Raw genomic sequence first — 21,013 nt, forward strand, 5'->3', positions numbered from 1 at the left:
CAAAAGACGAGCTGCCACGCAAGTCGCACTGTTGTGAAACCCTGAGAACGTAAACACGTTCTAAAAGAGAGGAGTCTTCATGCCTGTAGAAATTCCGTCCATGTCCATCATGTTGCACCGTAGCTGGTGGGTGCTGTTGCTGCGCGGCGCCGCCGCCATCATCTTTGGCGTGCTGACCTGGATGCAGCCCGCGGCGTCCGCCGCCGCGCTGGTGCTGGTGTTTGGCGCCTATGTGTTTGTCGACGGCCTGCTAGGCATCTACACCGCCATCAAGAGCCGCCAGCAGTCGCGCCACTGGTGGGTGGTTTTGCTGTGGGGGCTGACGGGTGTGGTGGTGGGGGTGCTCACGGTCATCAACCCTGCGATTACTGCGCTGGTTCTGACTATCTATATCGGCGTCTGGGCCTTGATGACCGGTGTGCTGCAGATCGTCGCGGCGCTGCGTCTGCGCAAGGAAATTCAAGGCGAATGGGTGCTGGTGCTCGGGGGGCTGCTCTCGGTGCTTTTCGGCATCTTCGTGCTGATGCAACCCGGCGCGGGCATGATGGCCATGCTGTGGGTGCTGGCGACCTATGCCGTCATCTTTGGCGTGCTGATGGTGATACTGGCGTTCAAGATCAAGAAGTTCACGGCCTGAAGAAAAGGCGGTGGTTCCGGAAAAAAGCGGCTCGCTGGAGCCGCTTTTTTATTGCCGCTTGTCTGAGCGGACAGTTTGCCATGCCATCTTTGGGACAATGCCTGCTGACTTTCAACAGCGCACAAAGACATGAAACAAGGCATGCAGCGGTATTTCCAGCCCTCGAGAATGAAGCCGTCCTGGCGAGCCGTTGGCATGACGGCCGCCTTGTGGCTGGGTCTTGCCGCCAGCAGCCAAGCCGTGCCCAGCTATGACGAGGTGCGCAGCGACCATCGCTCGTCGGAGACCCTGCTGCTTTCGCGCGAAGGCGAGGTGCTGCAGCGTTTGCGCACCGACAGCACGGTGCGCCGCGGACCCTGGGTGGCTCTGGCCGATGTTTCGCCGGCACTGCGCACGGCCCTGGTGCTCAGCGAGGACAAGCGTTTCTACGAGCACAGCGGCGTGGACTGGGCTGCCGTCACCGCAGCTGCATGGGGCAACCTCTGGAACACACGCACGCGTGGCGCGAGCACCATCACCATGCAGCTCGCCGGTCTGCTGGATGGAGACTGGCGTCAGGGACCGGGTGGGCGCAGCGTGGTGCAGAAGGTGGGGCAGGCCGTGGCGGCCCAGGTGCTGGACAGGCGCTGGCGCAAGGACCAAATTCTCGAGGCCTATCTGAACTTGGTGCCGTTCCGCGGCGAGATCGTGGGTATTGCTGCGCTGTCGCAAAGCCTGTACGGCAAGGCCGCACACGGGCTGGACGCGCGCGAGGCCGCCATTGCCGCAGCCCTGGTGCGGGCACCCAATGCCTCGGTGGAGCGGGTGGCCCAGCGTGCCTGCGGCGTGCTGCAGGTGATGGTGCCCGATGATGTGGCGGCCAGGGATTGCTCGGCCATGCAGCTCTACACCTCCAGCGTGCTGCAGCGGCGTCAATGGCTGGCCAGCGAGGGCGTGGCCCCGCATTTCGCACGGCGCTGGCTGGCGCTGCCCCAGAACAGGGGGCAGGAGCAGGTGCGATCAACCTTGAGCGCACCCTTGCAGCGCTTTGCCGTGGCCAGCCTGCAGCAGCATCTGCGCGAGCTGCAGGGCCGCAATGTAGAAGATGGTGCGACCGTGGTGCTGGACAACCGAACAGGCGAGATTCTGGCCTGGGTGGGCTCCTCAGGAACGCTGAGCCAGGCGTCCGAGGTCGATGGCGTGACCGCGCTGCGTCAGCCCGGCTCCACGCTCAAGCCGTTTCTCTACGCCCAGGCGATTGCCGAAAAGCGCATCACGGCCGCCTCGCTGATCGAGGATTCATCGGCCCATATTTCCACGCAGAACGGCCTCTACATTCCGCAGAACTACGACCGGCGCTTCAAGGGCTGGGTGTCGGCGCGCACGGCGCTGGCGTCCTCGCTCAATGTGCCTGCGGTGCGCACGCTGGTCATGGTCACGCCCGACGCCTTCTTCGAGCAGCTCAAAAAACTGGGTCTGCCGCTGCGTGAAAGCGGGGGCTATTACGGCTTCAGCCTGGCGCTGGGCAGCAGCGAGGTCGCGCTGCTCAATCTGACCAATGCCTATCGGGCACTGGGCAATAGCGGTCAATATCGTCCCGTGAGCTGGGCCTTGCCTCAGACTGAAAGCCGCAAGGCCGGCGGCAAAACCGGCGACGACGCGGTGCAGGCACTGGATGCGCGGGCAGCTTTTATCGTGGGCGACATTCTCTCCGACAATATGGCGCGGGCCCCGACGTTCGGCACGGACAGCGTGCTGGCCACGCGCTTCTGGACGGCCGTGAAAACCGGCACCAGCAAGGATATGCGCGACAACTGGGCCGTGGGCTGGTCCGAGCGCTACACCGTGGGCGTCTGGGTGGGCAATGCGGGTGGCGAGGCCATGCATTCGGTCAGCGGCACCAGCGGCGCAGCGCCCATATGGGCCGATATCATGGGCTTTTTGCATCGCAACCTGTCCAGCCGCGCGCCCAGGGCTCCGATCGGCGTGCTGCAGCAGCAAGTGCAGTTCGGTGCGTTGGCAAGCGGCGGCATGCCTATCGAAAGTGCACGCGGCGAATGGTTTGTGGCAGGGACCGAGCAATCACTGTTTGCCATGGATCACGTGGCTGGCGGCACGGAACAGAAAAACCTTGCAAGGCAAAAAGCCAGCAAGTCCGGCAGTGCCGCGGCTGCGGCCGCTGTACGTATCTCGCGCCCGGCCAATGGCACCATTTTGGCGCTGGACCCCGATATTCCACCCGACAGCCAGCGCGTGCAGCTGGTGGCGCGCCAGGCCGGCATGGCGGCCGAGCAGGACTGGCGCGACAGCAGCTTGCGCTGGCGGCTGGTGACCCGGCAATATGGAGCGCCGGCCACAGCAGACAAGAACGCCCAACCCGTGATGCGAGAAGTTCAGCGCGAGCTGGGGCGCGGTAGTCAGCTGGGCTGGCTGCCCTGGCCGGGGCGTCACAGGCTGGAGCTGCTCGATGCCTCCGGCAAGGTGCTGGACAGCATTGCGCTCGAGGTGCGCGGTGCCGGCGCCCTGGTGGCCGGGCCGGAACATATCCAGAGTCAACGCCGGCGCTGAAGGCCGGCCGGTGAACCGGCCAGACGCTCAGTTGCCGGAATCGAACTGCGCGACCAGAAAGTCCAGCAGCGCGCGCAGCTTGGGCGTCACATGCTGGCGTGACGGATAAATCGCATAGAGCGTGGTCTTCACCGTGCTCCAGTCCTCCAGGACGGCCTGCAGCCGGCCCGTGCGCAGGTCTTCCTCGACATAGGGCCGCGGGATCAGGCTGACGCCAAAGCCCGCGCGCAGTGCGTCGCGCACTGCCAGGCTTGAGGACACCGAATAGCGCGCGTTGACTGCCACGCTCTCCATGTGCCCGCCTTGCTCGAATTCCCAGGCATCCGCATGGCCCGAGAGACTGAAGCGTATGTGCTCCAGGCCGTTGAGGTCGGCAGGCGTGTGCGGGCGGCCGCGCTTTTCGAAATAGCCGGGAGTGGCGCACAGCACATGCGACATGCTTGTCAGCGGACGCGCGATCAGCGAGGAGTCCTCGAGCCGGTCACTGCCGCGTATGGCCAGATCGAAGCCTTCGCGCACGATGTCGACGCGCCGATCGTCCAGGTGCAGGTCCAGCTGCAGCTCGGGGTAGCGCTCCAGGAAGGCGGGGATGGCGGAAGACATCTGCGTCAGCGTGAATGTCATGGGTGCGCTGACCTTGAGCAGGCCGCTGGGCGCGGCCTTGAAGGGGCATAGCGCCGAGTCGGCATCGGCCAGCGCATCCAGCGCCCGCGTGACATGCTCGAGATACAGGCGGCCTTCCTCCGTCAGCGCCATGCGCCGTGTGGTGCGCTGGATCAGGCGCGTGCCCACATGGGCCTCCAGCTCGGCGATGTTTTTGCTGATCGCGGCTGGCGACAGGCCCAGGCTGCGGCCCGCCTCGGCAAAGCTGCCGCGCTGCGCGACGCGATGAAAGACTTGCAAGGCGGTCAGTCGGTCCATGCGATTCTTCTCTGTTGGTGAATGGTTTATTTTTATAAAAGCCAATTATCAATTCAGGGTGAATTATCTACAGTCATGCCATGACTACCCCTCACCCCACACTCGCTCTCATCGAGCAGCGCATCTCGGCCAACCGCTTCGATGACTCCCACAGCCTGGCCGATGCCGAGATAGCGCGGCTGGTTCAACTGGCCACGCGTGCACCCACGGCCTACAACCTTCAGAACTGGCGCTTTATCGCCGTGCGCACGCCCGCAGCGAAAGCCAGGCTGCGCGCCCTGGCCCAGGATCAGGCCAAGGTGCAGGAGGCGGCCGTCTGCTTCATCGTCTGCGGCGTGCTGGCCGACCCCGAGGCGCTGGCCGAACGGCTGCAGCCCTTTGTGGACGGGGGCTTCATGCCTGCCGCCATGGCGCAGGGATGGCTGCAGGCCGCGCAGCAGCAGTACGCCAGCGCGCAGGCGGTGCGCGACGAGGCCCTGCGCTCGGCCAGCTTTGGCGCCATGACGCTGATGCATGCGGCGCAGGCCATGGGTCTGGCGTCCTGTGCGATGACGGGCTTCGACGCCGAAGGCGTGACATCGAGCTTCGGTCTGGCGAGCGAGGAGGTTCCAGTGATGCTTGTCACCGTGGGCCGTGCAGCAGCCGGCAACTGGCCGCAGAAGCCGCGCCGGCCGCTGGAGCAGGTGCTGGAGTTCGCATGAGCTCCCGGCAAGCGGTGCGAACACCGGGGCAGACCCGGGCATGGGATCTGCTGCTGACAGGGCTGGCGCCCGCCATCTGGGGCAGCAGCTATATCGTCACTACGCAGCTGCTGCCGCAGGTGCCCGCGATGACCGTGGCCTTGCTGCGCGCGCTGCCCGCAGGCCTGTTGTTGCTGGCATTTGCACGGCGTCTGCCGCAGGGCATGTGGTGGTTGCGGGTGTTCATCCTGGGAGCACTCAATTTCTCGGTGTTCTGGAGCATGCTGTTCGTCTCGGCCTACCGCCTGCCGCCTGCCGGGAGGGGCGGCCGCCACCGTCGGGGCCGTGCAGCCGCTGGTGGTGGTGTTTCTTGCGGCCTGGGTGCTGGGCAGCGCGCTGCGGCCGGCCTCGGTGCTGGGAGCCCTGGCCGGTGTGGCGGGTGTGGCCTTGCTGGTGCTCACGCCTGGTGTGAGGCTGGATGCTATGGGGATTGCGGCAGGCCTGGCAGCAGCGCTTTCCATGGCCTGCGGCACGGTGCTCACGCGCAAGTGGCGTCCTCCCGTACCGCTGCTGACCTTCACCGCCTGGCAGCTCACGGCCGGCGGAGTGTTGCTGCTGCCGGTGGCGCTGTGGGCCGGACCGGATTTTCCGGCGCCCACACCGGGCCATCTGATCGGACTGGCCTGGCTGGGTCTGGTGGGCGCGGCGTTGACCTATGTGCTGTGGTTTCGCGGCATTGCCCGGCTGGAGCCGAACATGGTGGCGCCGCTGGGTTTTCTGAGTCCGCTGACGGCGATTTTGCTGGGGTGGGTGTTCCTGGGCCAGACGCTGACGAGCGTGCAGATGGCGGGCGTGGCCCTGGTCCTGGGCGGCATCTGGCTGGGGCAGAAGGGTGCGGCGCGCTGATCCCCGCAAGGCCCGGCCCTGAACCGGAGCCTGTGCGGGATCAGTCCCGTACCAGCAGATCGCCAGTGATCTCCGAGACCTTCTTGACGCTGGTCAGCGTCATGGCCACGCGCATTTCCTTTTCGAGCAGGTTCAGCAGGTTGGTCACGCCGGCTTCGCCTTCTGCAGCCAGCGCGTAGACGAAGGCGCGGCCTATCATGGTGCAGTCTGCTCCAAGGGCCAGCAGGCGCACGATGTCCAGGCCGTTGCGAACGCCCGAGTCGGCCAGGATCTTGATCTGGCCCTTGACGGCATCGGCAATGGCAGGCAGGGCGCGTGCCGAGGAGAGCACGCCGTCGAGCTGGCGCCCGCCGTGGTTGGAGACGATGATGCCGTCAGCGCCGAAGCGCACCGCATCCCTGGCGTCCTCGGGGTCGAGGATGCCCTTGATGAGCATGGGACCCTTCCAGAAGTCGCGGATCCACTCCAGGTCCGACCATGAGATCGAGGGGTCGAAGTTCGCGCCCAGATAGCCCATATAGTCTTCAAGCGAGACGTTTTGGCCCTTGTAGGTGGAGATATTGCCCAGCGTGTGCGGGCGCCCCATCAAGCCCACGTCCACGGCCCAGTGCGGATGGGTCACGGCCTGCAGGTAGCGGCGCATGGCGGCGTTGGGGCCGCTCATGCCCGAATGCGCATCGCGGTAGCGGGCGCCAGGCACGGGCATGTCCACGGTGAAGACCAGGGTGGAGACGCCGGCGGCCTGGGCTCGCTCCAGCGCGTTCTTCATAAAGCCCCGGTCCTTGAGCACATAGAGCTGGAACCACATCGGGCGGCCCAGCCTGGGCGCGACTTCCTCGATGGGGCAGACCGAGACGCTGGACATGGTGAAGGGGATGCCCTTTTTATCAGCGGCCATGGCGGCCTGTACTTCGCCACGGCGGGCGAACATTCCGGTCAGCCCCACGGGAGCCAGCGCCACGGGAATCGAGAACTTCTCGCCGAACAGCTCGATGCTGGTGTCCAGCTGGCTCATGTCCTTGAGCACGCGCTGGCGCAGGGCCACGTCGGCCAGGTCGTCGACATTGCGGGCCAGCGTCTTCTCGGCATAGGCACCGCCGTCGAGGTAGTGGAATAGAAAGGGCGGCAGGCGCTTTTGCGCAGCCGCGCGGTAGTCGGTGGTAGAGGAGATGATCATGAAAAAATGGCGGAGGAAGAGGAAAAACGATCCAGCCGCTTGCGTCGGGCCGCCTCGGCATCCGACTCGGACAGCTTTTCGTGAACATAGGCTAGGTGCTGGCCGATAGCGCTTCTGGCCTGCTCCGGCTCGCCGTCGACAATGGCCTGCATGAGATTGCGGTGCTGCGCAGTCAGATGCTCCAGCGTCGAGAGATCATCATGCACGAACATCAGGCGCCGGTTCTGGGCCACGGTGCCAAGCACCAGCTCGAAGAGGCTGCCCATGAGCTGCACCAGCACGGCGTTGTGCGAAGCCTCGGCAATTGCCAGATGGAACTGCGCATCGGAGCGGGCCGCGCTGGCGGCATCGCGCGCCTGCTGGTGGCGCAGCATGTCGTCAAAGCAGTGGCGGATGCGGTCCCTGTCCTTGTCGGTGGCACGCTGGGCCGCATACCAGGCGGTGCTGAGCTCGAGCGCCTGGCGTGCTTCCAGCACGTCGTAGCGATACTGGGGGTCGTCGCGCAGCAAGGATTCCAGCGGTGCGACGGCCTGCTCGTGCCACAGCGGCACGCGCGAGCCGACAAAGGTGCCGGCGCCCACGCGGCTTTCGAGCACGCCGCGGCTGGCCAGCTTCTGTATGGCCTCGCGCAGCGCCGTGCGCGAGACCCCCAGCTGCTCGGCCAGCGCCCGCTCGGTCGGCAGCTTTGCGCCGCTCTGGAGCTGGGTGCTCTGGATCAGCTCCAGCAGCTGCTGGGCAACGCGGTCGGACAGGCGGATGGCGGGCATGGGGTCGGGCAGGAGTTTCAGGTGGTGGGAATCATCCACGGAAACACATAAGCCTGCAGCGTGCAGATGATGCCGATCAGCACCAGAAAGGCCAGACTGTGCTTGACGGTGAAGCGGAACAGGTCCGATTCCTTGCCGGCCAGGCCCACGGCTGCGCAGGCAATGGCGATGGACTGGGGCGAGATCATCTTGCCGGTCACGCCGCCAGTGGTGTTGGCCGTCACGGCCAGAACCTCGGGCAGCCCCAGCTGCGCTGCCGTCGTGGCCTGCAGGGCGCCGAACAGCGCATTGGCCGAGGTGTCGGATCCCGTGAGGAATACGCCGACCCAGCCCAGGAAGGGCGAGAAGAACGCAAAGGCCTTGCCTGTATGGGCCAGCGCCATGGCCAGCGTGGTGGACAGGCCGGAGTAGTTGGCGATGAAGGCAAAGGCCAGCACCATGCCGATGGAGTAGATGGGCAGAGCCAGTTCCTTGAAGGTCTCGCCCAGGGTCTGGACTGCCACGGCTGGCTTGAGGCGCAGCAAGAGAATGGCGAGCACGGCGGCGATCAGGATCGCGGTTCCCGTGGCCGACAGCCAGTTGAAGGAGTAGACCGCGCCATAGGGCGTGGGCGCGGCGACGACGGGAGCCATTTTCTGCACCAGATTGTGCAGCATGGGAACGGGAATGCTCAAGACCGTGCCGGACAGTGCGCCGCCCGAGGCGAACAGCGCCTTGAAGGGCTTGAGGCTCCAGATGGTCACCATGGCCGTGAGGATGATGAAAGGCGACCAGGCCTTGATCACCATGCCGGTCGTCAGCTTGGCGGGGGCCGTCGTCTGGATCTTGGCTGCGCCCGGCTCGGTGTCGAAGCGGAAGATGCGCTTGGGCTGCCAGAACTTGAGAAAAGTGGTCAGTGTCACCAGGGCGAAGATGGCCGAAGTGATGTCCGGCAGTTCGGGGCCGATGTAGTTGGCCGTCAGAAACTGTCCGAGTGCAAAGCTGCCGCCGCCCACCAGCACCGCAGGCCAGGTTTCCTTCACGCCGCGCCAGCCGTCCATGATGGCCATGAGCCAGAACAGCACGATGATGGTCATGAACGGCAACTGGCGGCCGGCCATCTGGCTGATGGCCATGACATCGACGCCCGAGACCTGACCGGCCACGATGACGGGAATGCCCATGGCACCGAAGGCCACGGGGGCGGTATTGCCGATCAGGCACAGGCCGGCCGCATACAGAGGCCTGAAGCCCAGGCCCACCAGCAGCGCCGCCGTGATGGCCACGGGGGCGCCGAAGCCGGCGGCTCCTTCGAGGAAGGCACCGAAGCAAAAGCCCACCAGGATGAGCTGCAGGCGCTGGTCTTCTGTGACCGAGAGAATCGACGAGCGGATGATGTCGAACTGTCCGGTCTTGACCGAGACCTTGTAGAGAAAGACTGCCGCGACAATGATCCAGGCAATCGGCCACAGGCCGTAGAAGAAGCCGTAGACGCCTGCTGCCAGCGCATTGGCCACGGGCATGCGGTAGAAGAGCAGCGCCACGGCCAGGGACAGCGCCACCGTGATGGTGCCCGCCACATAGCCCTTGAGGCGCAGCTTGGTCAGTGCGAGAAAGAAAAAGATGATGGGTATCAGCGCCACCAGCGCCGACACCCACACATTGCCTGCGGGGTCGTAGTTCTGCGACCAGATTTCTTGCATTGCCTTGATCTCCTGGATTTATGCGGGGAGGGCAACCCTCCTGAGCGTCCAGAAGCTTCCCCGTCAATTCTTTAAACAACCATGCCGCCCTGCGCCGGACGCTGTCATGCAGTCTTGTTCGGCTTCGCTTGCTAAATTGGTATGACCAATTTGTGGCGATTTCGGGTTGGATGGATTATAGAAATGGGGTTTTGGTCATGAATTAGTGGTTTTCCCTTGTTTTTAATAATTGATTGGTAATACCAATTTGCAGATTGGTACTACGCTGATCCCCTGCAAACGGCGCAAAAAAGCCGCAGGCCCGAAGGCGCTGCGGCTGCTGGTGTGCCCACCTGGTGGGTTGAGAAAAGGGACATGCGCGGTGGAAAACTGCCGCGGCCCAGGCCAGAGATGCCGAGCAAGGGCCAGTGTGGCCCTTTAGGGTGTCCCGTCAGGGCAAGCCGCAAAGCGGCTCGGGGGCTCAGTTCACCATCAGCTTGAACGGCCAGACATAGGCCTGCATGGTGACGAACAGGCCCATCAGGCAGGCCAGGGCGATGGAGTGGAAGAATACGTAACGCAGGATGTCGCCTTCGCGGTTGAACCAGCGTGTGGCGGTCGAAGCCACGACAATGGATTGCGCATCGATCATCTTGCCCATCACGCCGCCCGAGCTGTTGGCGGCGCCCATGAGGTTGGGGGACAGGCCCAGTTGGTCGGCGGCGACCTTCTGCATGCCGCCGAACAGCACGTTGGACGCCGTGTCCGAGCCTGTGAGCGCCACGCCCAGCCAGCCCATCAGCGTGCCGAAGAAGGGGTAGAGCACACCGGTGTTGGCAAAGGCCAGACCCAGGGTGGTGTCTGTGCCCGAGTAGCGTGTCAGCGTGCCCAGGGCCAGCATCAGCACGATGGTCAGCAGCGAGTAGCGCACCAGCCAGGTGGTCTTGAAGAAGGTGCGCACTATGGTCACCGGGTTGTACTTCATGACGAAGGCGCTGACGATGGCCGAGAACAGAATGGCGGTTCCGGTGGCAGACAGCAGGTTCAGCGTGTAGACCGCACCCTCTTTGGTCGGCTGGGGCACCACGGGCGGCATTTTCTCGATCAGATTGTGCAGGCCCGTCATGGGGAAGGCGGGGGCAAACAGGCTGTTGAGCCAGGCCTTGACCGGCGGCAGGCCCCAGATGAACACAAACACCGAGAGAATGATCCAGGGTGTCCAGGCGGCGATCAGCGCGCTCTTGCTGTGCTTGGCCACGGGCTGTGGCGGCTTGACTTCGGAGGCGCTGATATCCTTGCCGCGCAGCGAGGCCGAGGTCCAGATTTTCTTGGGCTGCCAGACGCGCAGGAACAGGATCAGGCTGGCCATGGAAACAATGGCCGCGATGATGTCCACCAGCTCTGGGCCGATGAAGTTGGAGACCAGATACTGGGGAATGGCAAACGACAGGCCGGTGACCAGAATCGCGGGCCAGATCTCCATCATGCCCTTGCGACCGGCAAAGGCCCAGATCAGCCAGAACGGCACCAGCACCGAGAAGAAAGGCAGCTGGCGGCCGATCATGGCGGTCACTTCCATCAGATCGTAGCCATGGACCTTGGCCAGCGTGATGACGGGCGTGCCCAGGGCGCCAAAGGCCACGGGTGCGGTATTGGCGATCAGCGACAGACCGGATGCCGCCAGTGGAGAAAAGCCCAGGCCGATCAGGATGGCTGCCGTCACGGCCACGGGGGTCCCGAAGCCGGCAGCGCCCTCGAAAAAGGCACCGAAAGAAAAGGCAATCAGCAGCAACTGGATGCGGCGGTCTTCGGTGATCCCGGAAAGTGAGTCCTGCAGCACCTTGAAGCTGCCGTTCTGCTCGGTCAGCTGATGCAGGAAGATGATGTTCAGCACAATCCAGCCAATGGGCAGCAGGCCGGTGAAGCCGCCGAACAAGGCTGCGCGCCCCGCCATTTCGCCGGGCATGTTGTAGACAAAGACTGCAATCAGCAGCGCTGCAATCAGGCCTGCTCCTGCGGCCAGGTGGGCCTTCATGTGCAGAAAACCAAGGCCCACCAGCATCACCACGACCGGAATGGCCGCCAGCAATGTGGATAGCCACATATTCGATAGAGGGTCATAGACCTGTTGCCAAACCATCTCTGTTGTCTCCTGTTTGTTGTGGTGACAAGGATGGTGGCTGTGCGAATAGGCTTGCATACCTAGCATTAGCCCTTGATTTTCCCTCGCTGAAGAAAATTTCAAAACTGGCATAAATCACTTCAAACCATAGTGAACTGCCGATGACGGCGATGAGGGCTACCATCGGGTTCAACTCCAATTACAAGGCTAGAAGTCGTGAGCGATCTTTCCAAAATCACCTGTATCGAAGACCTGCGTGTGGTGGCCAAGCGTCGTGTGCCGCGCATGTTTTATGACTACGCCGATTCGGGCTCTTACACCCAAGGCACGTATCGGGCCAACGAAGACGAGTTCCAGTCAATCAAGCTGCGTCAGCGTGTGGCCGTGAACATGGAAGGGCGCAGCACGCGCACCACCATGATCGGCGAGGAGGTCGCCATGCCGGTGGCGATTGCACCCACGGGCCTGACCGGCATGCAGCATGCCGATGGCGAGATTCTTGGAGCCAAGGCCGCCAAGGCCTTTGGCGTGCCGTTCACGCTGTCCACCATGAGCATCTGCTCGCTGGAGGACATAGCCGAGCACACCGATCGCCATCCGTTCTGGTTCCAGCTCTATGTGATGCGCGACAAGGCCTTCATGGAGCGCCTGATCAATCGGGCCAAGGCAGCCAACTGCTCGGCGCTGGTGGTGACGCTGGACCTGCAGATCCTGGGTCAGCGCCACAAGGACATCAAGAATGGTCTGTCCACCCCGCCCAAGCCCACGCTGGCAAACCTCATCAATCTGGCGACCAAGCCGCACTGGTGCCTTGGAATGCTGGGTACCAAGCGCCGCAGCTTTGGCAATATCGTCGGCCATGTGGATGGTGTGGGCGATGTGTCCTCGCTGTCGTCCTGGACGGCAGATCAGTTCGATCCGTCACTGAACTGGAGCGATGTGGAATGGATCAAGAAGCTCTGGGGCGGCAAGATCATTCTCAAGGGCGTGATGGATGCCGAAGATGCGCGTCTGGCTGCACAAAGCGGTGCTGATGCGCTGGTGGTCAGCAACCATGGCGGCCGTCAGCTCGATGGTGCGCCTTCTTCGATTGCAGCCTTGCCATCGATTGCAGAGGCTGCGGGCAAGGACATCGAAGTCTGGATGGATGGCGGCATTCGCAGCGGTCAGGACGTGCTCAAGGCCCGTGCACTGGGTGCGCAAGGCACGATGATAGGTCGCAGCTTCCTCTACGGTCTGGGCGCTTATGGCCAGGCCGGCGTGAGCAAGGCGTTGCAGATCATCCACAAGGAACTGGACACCACCATGGCCTTCTGCGGGCACACCAATATCAACCAGGTCGGCAAAGAAATTCTGTTGCCCGGCACTTACCCGAAACCTTTCGAGCAGAGCTGATTGTTCTGCGGCATGAAAAAAGGTCAGTCCTTTGCAGGGCTGACCTTTTTGATTTCCGGCGGTGTGTCGTGGCGTTCAGGGCTGCTCGAAACGCTTGCGCATGGCAAAGCCATAGCCCAGTCCCAGCAAGGCTGCCATGGCCGAGCCGGCCAGAATGCCCAGCTTGGCCGCGCCCAGCAGGGAAGCATCCGTAAAGGCCAGGCCGCCGACAAAGATGGACATGGTAAAGCCTATGCCGGCCAGCAGACCCACCAGCAGCACACCGCGCCAGTTCAGGCCCTCGGGCAGGCTGCACAGCCCGCTCTTGACAGCCAGCCAGGTGCAGATGAAGACCCCCAGGGGCTTGCCCAGCACCAGGGCCACCAGCACGGCCATGGCCGTGGTCTGCGGTGCGGCAGCGCTCAGGTCTATGCCCGAGAACTGCACGCCGGCATTGGCCAGCGCAAAAATGGGCATGATGCAAAAAGCCACCCAGGGATGAAGAATCATGGGCAGGCGCAGAGCAGGCGGCAGCAGGTCGCGCTGTGCGAGCTGGGCAATGCGCAACTCCTGCAGCAGGTGCTGCGGATCGGGGCGGCCGCTCAGCATCTGCTCACCGGCCTTGCGCATGGCCGTCTGTGCCGTGATCAGCAGCGGCATGGAAGCGGGGCGTACAAACACAGGCGTCATCAGACCCAGCACCACACCTGCCAGAGTGGGGTGAGCGCCGGTCTTGAGCAGGCCGAACCAGAGAATGGCTCCGGGCAGCACATACAGGGGCGCGGCGGCAATGCCCATGCGGTTGAACAGCAGCACCAGCAGCACGCCGGCTGCGGCAACCACAAAGCCCATGGCCTGCAGGCCGCCCGAGTAGAAGAAGGCGATGATGAGCACGGCCACGATGTCGTCGATGATGGCCAGGGCCAGCAGGAAGATACGCAGTGCACCCGGGATATTGCGGCCCAGCAAGGCCAGCACGCCCACGGCAAACGCGATGTCGGTCGCCGTCGGAATTGCCCAGCCGTTGAGCAGCGTCCTGTCGTTGCCCGCCAGGGCCACGTAGATGAGTGCGGGCACGGCCACGCCGCCGATGGCAGCGATCAGCGGCAGACTGGCCTGGCGCAGGCTGGCCAGCGCGCCGTTGTGCAGCTCGCGCCGGATCTCCATGCCCACGACCAGAAAGAACACTGTCATCAGCACATCGTTGACGATGAAATGCAGATCGGTGCTGAAGCTCCATGGGCCAAGCGTCAGCGCGACGGGGGCATGCCACAGTGCAAAGTAGCTTTGCGCCGCAGCGGAGTTGGCCCAGATCAGGGCTGCCGCAGCGGCCAGCATGAGCACCATGCCGGCAAAGGATTCGATATGCAGCAGGTGCGAGATTTGTGCCTGCACGCGCTCGGTCGCGGATTGCAGTGCGGAAACACGGGGTGAATTTTGGGATGCAAAAGGCGCAGGGGCCTGCACAAGTGTTTGTGGGTCCATGTGTCGGTAGGTGTCTGAAGTCGTACGCTGAAGGCGTGCGGCACCTGAGGCAATGCCTGCTGGTGCCGTCTGCACTGCAAACGACTGGTGCGCTGGCGGCCCGACCTGCGCATGAACATTCACCTGCCATCGCCACCTCGTGCGGCGGGCACCCGGCTGAAATTGTAGCTAAAGACGCAGCAATGGTCTGGATTTGAGGTTATTTTGCCGGGGTGGAGACTTCGTCATCAGAACGGAAGCCGTTCGTGCTTCACGTCGCCTTGGCTTGAGCGGGTGGACTGCACGAATCGCGTCAGCACCGTCCGGCAGCCGGCGCTATGCTGGCGCGCTAACAGAAAAGAAAGCGTCTCATGCCGGGCATAGGAATGGAATATTTGTGGGTGGGAGTGGTGCTGTTTGCGGCGGCGGCGCAGACGGTGCGCAATACGGCCCAGCGCTCGCTGACGGCGCAGGTCGGCACCCTGCCAGCCACGCTGGTGCGCTTTCTCTACGGCCTGCCGTTTGCCGCCATCTATCTGCTGGCGCTGTATGGTCTGGGCGATCCGTCCCAGGTGCTGCCGAAGTTCAGTGCCGCGTATCTGGGCTGGATCGCGCTTGGTGCCTTCTTTCAGGTTGCGGCCACGGCTGCCTTGCTCATGGCCATGAAGGAACGCAACTTTGCCGTGGCGGTCACGCTGTCCAAGACCGAGGTGCTGCAAGTGGCCCTGTTTGCCGCCATGTTCCTGCATGAGCTGCCGAGCCGGCTGGCGCTGCTGGCCATGGTGCTTGCCACCGTGGGCGTGCTGATGCTGTCGCTGCCGCCGCGCGGGCAGTTGTTCACGCTCTCGGCCTGGACCAGCAAATCCTCGGTCTACGGGCTGATCTGCGGCGCCTGTTTTGCGCTGGCCACGGTGGGCTTTCGCGGTGGCGCGGTCGAGATCGCAACACTGGGCGTGAGCTCGCCCTGGTTGTCGGGGGCCTGGGGCGTGCTGATCGCGCAGACCATGCAGTCCGTCGTCATGAGCGCCTGGATTGCCAGAACCCATGAACAGGGTCTGCGCCCCATCTTCAAGGCCTGGCGCATCTCGCTGCTGGCCGGCAGCATGGGCGCTGCGGCCTCGCTGGCCTGGTTCACCGCCTATGCCATGCAGGGGGCGGCCGCCGTGCGCACCCTGGGCATGGTGGAGGTGGGGTTCAGCTATATCGTCTCGCGCAAGGTGTTCAGCGAGAAGCTCTCATTGACAGAAAAGTTGGGCATGGCGCTGATGATGCTGGGCCTGGTGCTGATCTGTCTGCAGCTCTGATTTCAAGAGCTTCCCACGCTTGCTAGTGTTCGTTTTCAAAACTAAAAGTCTTTGAAATGAACTATGAAAAAGCGCAAGAAGCTTCTGAATCAATAGCGTGCCGCCGCGGCTGTCGCGGTCTCAGCCGGCTACAGCCAGGGCATCGACAGCGCGGCTGTGCTGCGCCTCAGGCGGCTTGCTGTTGCGCTTGCGCCAGGCTTTGGCGCTGCTCGGGCTTGACCGCGTAGAGCCGGTAGCCGATCGTCAGCAGCGCAAACCACAGGGGCGCGATATAGAGCGCCACGCGGGTGCTGGCATCCAGCGACAGGCAGACCAGCACCACGGCCAGAAAGGCCAGCACAAACCAGTTGGTGAACGGCGCGCCGGGCATGCGGTAGGCCACGGCTGCGGCATGACCCAGCCTGACGGCGCGGCGATAGCGCAGATGGGAGAAGACGATGATCCCCCAGGTCCAGACGGCGCCTATGGTGGCAATGCTGGTCACGTAGATGAAGGCTTCCTCGGGCACCAGATAGTTCAGCACCACGCCGACCAGCATGAAGGCTGCAGAGATCAAAATGCCGGCGGCCGGCACATGGCGTGAATTGACCTTGCCCAGGCGGGCGGGCGCCTGTTTGAATTGCGCCAGCGTATAGAGCATGCGGCCCGTGCTGAAGATGCCGCTGTTGCACGAAGAGGCTGCGGCGGTGATGACCACGAAGTTGATGATGCCGGCAGCGGCGGGAATGCCCAGCTTGTCGAAGACATGGACGAAGGGGCTCATGTCGGGGCTGAGCTCGTTCCAGGGCACCAGCGACATGATGACGATCAGGGCGCCGATATAGAAGATCAGAATGCGGTAGACGATGCTGTTGGTGGCACGGGGCAGCACTTTCTCGGGCGACTCGGCTTCACCGGCTGTCACGCCTATCAATTCCACGCCGGTATAGGCAAAGCAGGCTATCTGCAAGGTGAAGACCACGCCCACCATGCCCACGGGTGCAAAGCCTCCATGCGACCATAGGTTGGTGAAGCTTGCCGTCTGGCCCAGCGGTCCCCAGCCCGTGGTGATGATGGCCACGCCCAGCACCAGCGTGGCAACAATGGTCACGACCTTGATCAGCGCGAACCAGAATTCCAGCTCGCCGAAGACCTTGACCGCAATCAGATTCACGCCCAGCAGCACGGCCAGGGTGGCGAGCGCCGGAACCCATTGCGGAATGGCGGGAAACCAGTAATGGGTGTAGATACCTATGGCCGTGAGCTCGGCCATGCCCGTCACCACCCAGGTGAACCAGTAGGTCCAGCCGGTGACGAATCCGGCCCAGGGGCTGACATAGGTTTCGGCATAGGTGGCAAAAGAGCCGGCCACCGGGCGGTGCACCAGCAACTCGCCCAGTGCCCGCATGATGAAGAAGATGGCCAGCCCCGCGATGGCGTAGCTGACCAGCAGCAGCGGCCCGGCCTTGTGGATTGCCTTGGCCGAGCCCAGGAACAGGCCCACGCCAATGGCGCCGCCCAGGGCGATCAGCTGGATGTGCCGGTCCTTGAGGCCGCGCTCCAGCTCCCCTGTCTGCTGCAGCGACTCCCCGGCTGCGCTTGGATGATTTCGACTCATGTTGTATGTCTCCGTTTTGCCATTCACACGGCAACAGCTGCCCCTCACGGGGCGCTGCGGCTGCCGTGTCTGGCTTGTTGATGAGGTTTTCAGGTCGTGGTCAGGCGCTGGCGGTGCTCAGCGTGGCCGGTCGGGGCTGCCTGCTGGCGCTGCCCATGGAATGCAGCACGAGGTCGCCGACCATGTCGGCGGTGACAGCCGACAAGGTCCAGCCCAGATGGCCGTGGCCGGTGTTGTAGAACACGCAGGGCTTGTTGCCAGGGCCCACGCGCGGCAGCATGTCCGGCATCATGGGGCGCAGGCCCGCCCAGGGCACGACGCTGCGCGTGCTGACGCCGGGGAAGCATTGCTGCACCCATTCGATGAGTGGGCGGATGCGGTCGGCGCGGATGTCCTTGTTGAAGCCGTTGAACTCCGCCGTACCGGCAACTCGGAAGCGATCGTCGCCGAGGCGGCTGGTGACCAGCTTGGTCTCGTCGTCCAGCAGACTCACCACAGGGGCTGCGGCGCGGCTGGCTTCGTCCGGCAGATTGACCGTGATGGAATAGCCCTTGACCGGATAGATGTTGACGCTGTCGCCGAGCTGGGCGGCCAGGGCGCGGCTGGCCGTGCCTGCGCAGACCACCATGGCGTCGAAAGTCGAGGTCTCGGTTTCCAGACCCAGGCGCACGGTCACGCTGGCCTGCTTGCCGTTGCTGTTCACCGACATGATTTCCTGGCCGTAGCGGCATTGCACGCCCAGTCGTTCGCAGGCAGCAGCCAGGCCGCTGGTGAACTTGTGGATGTCGCCCGTGGAGTCGCTCTCGGTGAAGTAGCCGCCGTAGAAGGTTCCGGACAGGGTCGGCTCTATGGAGCGCATCTCCTGCGGTGTCACGGCGCGGCGTTCCAGGCCGCCTTTGGCCAGCAACTGGGAAACCTTGCCCGCATGTTCAAAGCCTGCTCGGTCGCGGTAGATATGCAAGATGCCTTTTTGTTTCAGATCGAAGTCAATGCCTTCGCTGGACGCCCAGTCAAACAGGTGCTCGCGTGCCGCAATCGCCAGCCTGGCGGTTTCCACGGTGTTTTTCTCGTAATGGGGGATGGCAGCGAGAAACTGGCAGAACCAGGAAATCTTGTGCCAGCTGGGCCTGGGATTGAGCAGCAGCGGAGCATCGCTCTTGAGCATCCACTTGAGGCCCTTGACGATGGTGGACCAATGGGTCCAGACCTCGGCGTTCGAGGCCGAGAGCTGGCCGCCATTGGCGAACGAGGTTTCCATGGCGGCATAGCGCTGCTTCTCGAACAGGGTGACGGAAAATCCGAGGCGTGCGAGGGCGTAGGCGGTGGTCACGCCCGTGATGCCACCGCCGATGACGGCGATTGTCTTCATGATTCAGATTCCAGAAACGTCAAGGGTGGAGCCCGTGCGCAACATGCGCAGCGGACGCCCCCTCTGTTCTGGACCTGAGAGATTCACGAGGCAGGGCCTTGCGGCGCTGCTCGCTTGCTCCTTCGGTATGCCCGGCGGACGATGACGTCCGGACATTCTTCAGAGTGTGTGAAAGCGATGCCGATCCTTTGGCCTGAGAGTTTCCGGGGCGGTTGCTCCTTCGGCGCTGCATACGCCAAGTTTGCGCTGCAGTCTCTCTCGGCATCACCGGGCTGAGAGCCTGTGGGCAAATGTAGGAAGAACGGCGGTGCCTGGATATACGGGTTTTCTAGACTTCTGCGCCAGGGCCCAGCCATGGCTGCTCATGTCGGGTTCACGCTATTTGATAGCGCTTGCCGCTTATCCTTCAATGAAATATGGATTGTTTGTCTATGAAAATGAATTTATTAAAGCGCAGTGTGCTTCTAAATTCATAGCGATAGACGCTGTCAAGTGCCACCGAGCAGCCCCAGAGTCAGCCCCTGCATTGGCATGGCGGGTCATGGTCGGCGGTGGATTTGGGCAAAATATCGTCTTTGCCTGTCAATGGGCCCGGCGATATCACCGCTTTGCCATTGAAGCGCCCGACTGGGGTGGCTGCCGATTCAGGATGCAACTGGCCTATCCGCCATGGCGTTCTGCTGTCATGGCTTCGTTCCTTTGTCCTTGTTGCCCGCGACCGTCATGGTCGCCTTTTTGCGTTGCCTGTCGCAGCGCCTGCGGGATGGTTGGGTGTTTTGTCCGGACGGGCGCAAACCATTACAACAAGACATTTATGTCCCAACCCAACTCAAGCCAGCAGCTCGCGCCGACTGGTGATGGTGACGATAACCAGCCCCGCTTGCACCGGGTGCTCAAGCAGCGCCACCTGAGCATGATTGCCATTGGCGGCGCCATCGGAACGGGCCTGTTCGTGGCCTCCGGCTCGGCCATCGCCCAGATCGGCCCTGGTGGTGCCGTGCTCACCTATCTGCTCATCGGCATCATGGTGTACTACATCATGACCAGCCTGGGCGAGCTGGCCGCCTTCATGCCTGTGGCCGGCTCTTTCTCTACCTATGCCTCGCGCTATGTGGATCGAGGCTTCGGCTTTGCGCTGGGCTGGAACTTCTGGTTCAGCTGGGCTGTGGTGGTGGCGGTGGACCTGGTGGCCTCGCAACTGGTCATGGCCTACTGGTTTCCCGATGTGCCCGGCATCGTCTGGAGCGGCCTGTTCCTGCTGCTGATGGTGGGGCTGAACGCGTTTTCCGCGCGCGGCTTTGCCGAGGCCGAGTACTGGTTCGCGCTGATCAAGGTGCTGGCCGTGGTGGCCTTTCTGATCACCGGCGTGCTGATTCTGTTCGGCATCATCAGCAACGGCCATGTACCCGGCTTCGAGAACTGGACCACGGGCGATGCGCCATTCGTCGGCAATTTCGCGACCTTTGTGGGCGTGGCCATGATCGTGGCCTATTCCTTCCAGGGTACGGAGCTGGTGGGCGTTGCGGCAGGCGAATCCGAGAATCCGCGCGAGAACGTACCGCGTGCGATTCGTCAGGTGTTCTGGCGCATCCTGCTGTTCTATGTGCTGGCGATTGTCGTCATCGGCTTTCTGATTCCCTATACCGATCCGCAGCTGCTGCGCACCGATGTGGCGGATATCGCCGTGAGCCCGTTCACGCTGGTGTTCCAGCACGCAGGCCTGCTGTCGGCGGCCACGGTGATGAATGCGGTGATCCTGACCTCGGTGCTGTCGGCCGGCAACTCCGGCATGTATGCGGCCACGCGCATGCTCTACAACATGGCGACCGAGGGCAATGCGCCGCGCATCTTCTCCCGGCTGACCCAGAACGGCGTGCCGCTGGTGGCCTTGATCGGCAGCACGCTGGTCGCCAGCCTGTGTCTGTTTTCCTCGCTCTACAGCCCGCAGGCCGTCTATATCTGGCTGCTGAATCTGGCCGGCATGACGGAGTTCATCGTCTGGCTGGGCATTGCCGTCAGCCACTACCGCTTCCGTCGCGGCTATGTCATGCACGGCCACGATGTGGGCCTGCTGCCCTACAAGGCCGGCGCCTTCCCCTTCGGTCCCATCTTTGCCTTTGTGCTGTGTCTGGTGGTGACGCTGGGCCAGAACTACCAGGCCTTCCTGGAAGATCGCATCGATTGGGGCGGCGTGGTCTCGACCTATCTGGGCATTCCGCTGTTCCTGCTGTTCTGGCTGGGTTACTGGCTGGTCAAGCGCAAGACCTGGGTCAGCTATGCCGATATGCGCTTTGACGAGCTCGAAGACATCAAGCAGGGCAAGGTTTCGTCCTGAGGCGGTTTGAGCCTTCCTCTTCTCTGTGCGGGAGGGGGAAGGCTGCAGGGCATGAGGTCATGCCGCTGCTTGCTGTTTTCAGGTGCGTGTGTGCTTGTTTAATGCATGGCTGCCGTCTCTTGCCAGCGCAGGCAAAATCGGCACTGTGAGCG

Annotated in this window: 14 protein-coding genes, 1 pseudogene and 1 riboswitch; of the genes and pseudogenes, 7 read left to right on the forward strand and 8 right to left on the reverse strand. The window is 63.2% G+C overall.

All coding sequences use genetic code 11. The features are described from left to right. Positions 1-79 precede the first annotated feature (79 nt). Both MPZ60_RS05010 and pbpC read left to right on the forward strand, forming a co-directional pair. The gene (locus MPZ60_RS05010; protein WP_012837236.1) at positions 80-637 is read left to right on the forward strand and encodes an HdeD family acid-resistance protein; all 558 of its coding nucleotides are present in this window, start codon (positions 80-82) and stop codon (positions 635-637) included. A 168-nt stretch (positions 638-805) separates the two neighbouring features. Beyond that, positions 806-3,184: a penicillin-binding protein 1C gene (pbpC, locus tag MPZ60_RS05015; protein ID WP_242881912.1), complete on the forward strand. Its 2,379-nt coding sequence runs from the start codon at positions 806-808 to the stop codon at positions 3,182-3,184. 27 nt (positions 3,185-3,211) lie between these two features. Here pbpC and MPZ60_RS05020 read toward each other — a convergent pair whose 3' ends face one another. Continuing rightward, positions 3,212-4,105, reverse strand: a complete 894-nt coding sequence (locus MPZ60_RS05020; RefSeq protein WP_034353283.1) for a LysR family transcriptional regulator — start codon at positions 4,103-4,105, stop codon at positions 3,212-3,214. Positions 4,106-4,185: 80 nt separating this feature from the next. On the opposite strand from MPZ60_RS05020, the gene MPZ60_RS05025 reads away from it, so the two are divergent. Both MPZ60_RS05025 and MPZ60_RS05030 read left to right on the forward strand, forming a co-directional pair. After that, entirely contained in the window at positions 4,186-4,806 is a 621-nt protein-coding gene (locus MPZ60_RS05025) for a nitroreductase family protein (protein ID WP_034353286.1), read from the forward strand. After that, positions 4,803-5,691, forward strand: a pseudogene (locus tag MPZ60_RS05030) (EamA family transporter). Before MPZ60_RS05025 ends, MPZ60_RS05030 begins: the two are co-directional and overlap by 4 nt. 40 nt (positions 5,692-5,731) lie before the next feature. Here the strand turns inward: MPZ60_RS05030 and lldD are convergent. The 4 genes from lldD to MPZ60_RS05050 form a co-directional block, all read right to left on the reverse strand. Next, complete coding sequence (gene lldD / locus MPZ60_RS05035; protein ID WP_034353288.1) at positions 5,732-6,868, reverse strand: FMN-dependent L-lactate dehydrogenase LldD; 1,137 nt, start codon at positions 6,866-6,868, stop codon at positions 5,732-5,734. Continuing rightward, a complete protein-coding gene (gene lldR / locus MPZ60_RS05040) occupies positions 6,865-7,635 on the reverse strand; it encodes a transcriptional regulator LldR (RefSeq protein WP_034353291.1) in 771 nt (256 codons plus the stop codon). Before lldR ends, lldD begins: the two co-directional genes overlap by 4 nt. A 17-nt stretch (positions 7,636-7,652) precedes the next feature. Then, a complete protein-coding gene (gene lldP / locus MPZ60_RS05045) occupies positions 7,653-9,317 on the reverse strand; it encodes an L-lactate permease (protein WP_034353294.1) in 1,665 nt (554 codons plus the stop codon). Between the two features lie 460 nt (positions 9,318-9,777). Continuing rightward, positions 9,778-11,436, reverse strand: a complete 1,659-nt coding sequence (locus MPZ60_RS05050) for an L-lactate permease (protein ID WP_003067746.1) — start codon at positions 11,434-11,436, stop codon at positions 9,778-9,780. A 198-nt stretch (positions 11,437-11,634) separates the two neighbouring features. Between MPZ60_RS05050 and MPZ60_RS05055 the strand changes: the two genes are divergently transcribed. After that, positions 11,635-12,813 carry an alpha-hydroxy acid oxidase gene (locus MPZ60_RS05055; RefSeq protein WP_003067744.1) on the forward strand — a complete coding sequence of 393 codons (1,179 nt, stop codon included), beginning with the start codon at positions 11,635-11,637 and terminating at the stop codon, positions 12,811-12,813. A 75-nt stretch (positions 12,814-12,888) separates the two neighbouring features. Here the strand turns inward: MPZ60_RS05055 and nhaA are convergent, their stop codons facing one another. Continuing rightward, on the reverse strand, positions 12,889-14,277 hold the full coding sequence (gene nhaA / locus MPZ60_RS05060; RefSeq protein ID WP_034353297.1) for a Na+/H+ antiporter NhaA: 1,389 nt from the start codon (positions 14,275-14,277) through the stop codon (positions 12,889-12,891). 350 nt (positions 14,278-14,627) lie between these two features. Here nhaA and MPZ60_RS05065 point away from each other — a divergent pair, with 350 nt between their 5' ends. Next, positions 14,628-15,560: a DMT family transporter gene (locus MPZ60_RS05065; RefSeq protein ID WP_034353300.1), complete on the forward strand. Its 933-nt coding sequence runs from the start codon at positions 14,628-14,630 to the stop codon at positions 15,558-15,560. A 166-nt stretch (positions 15,561-15,726) separates the two neighbouring features. Here MPZ60_RS05065 and MPZ60_RS05070 read toward each other — a convergent pair whose 3' ends face one another. Together MPZ60_RS05070 and MPZ60_RS05075 are read right to left on the reverse strand one after the other, a co-directional pair. Continuing rightward, the gene (locus tag MPZ60_RS05070; protein WP_034353303.1) at positions 15,727-17,157 is read right to left on the reverse strand and encodes an amino acid permease; all 1,431 of its coding nucleotides are present in this window, start codon (positions 17,155-17,157) and stop codon (positions 15,727-15,729) included. 100 nt (positions 17,158-17,257) lie between these two features. Next, entirely contained in the window at positions 17,258-18,526 is a 1,269-nt protein-coding gene (locus MPZ60_RS05075; RefSeq protein ID WP_034353305.1) for a D-amino acid dehydrogenase, read from the reverse strand. A 171-nt stretch (positions 18,527-18,697) separates the two neighbouring features. Continuing rightward, positions 18,698-18,797, reverse strand: a riboswitch (glycine riboswitch). 543 nt (positions 18,798-19,340) lie between these two features. Here MPZ60_RS05075 and MPZ60_RS05080 point away from each other — a divergent pair. Beyond that, on the forward strand, positions 19,341-20,861 hold the full coding sequence (locus tag MPZ60_RS05080) for an amino acid permease (protein ID WP_034353308.1): 1,521 nt from the start codon (positions 19,341-19,343) through the stop codon (positions 20,859-20,861). The last annotated feature ends 152 nt before the right edge of the window (positions 20,862-21,013 follow it).

This window comes from Comamonas sp. 7D-2, assembly GCF_022749555.1.
GTDB classification, from domain to species: Bacteria; Pseudomonadota; Gammaproteobacteria; order Burkholderiales; family Burkholderiaceae_C; genus Comamonas; species Comamonas thiooxydans.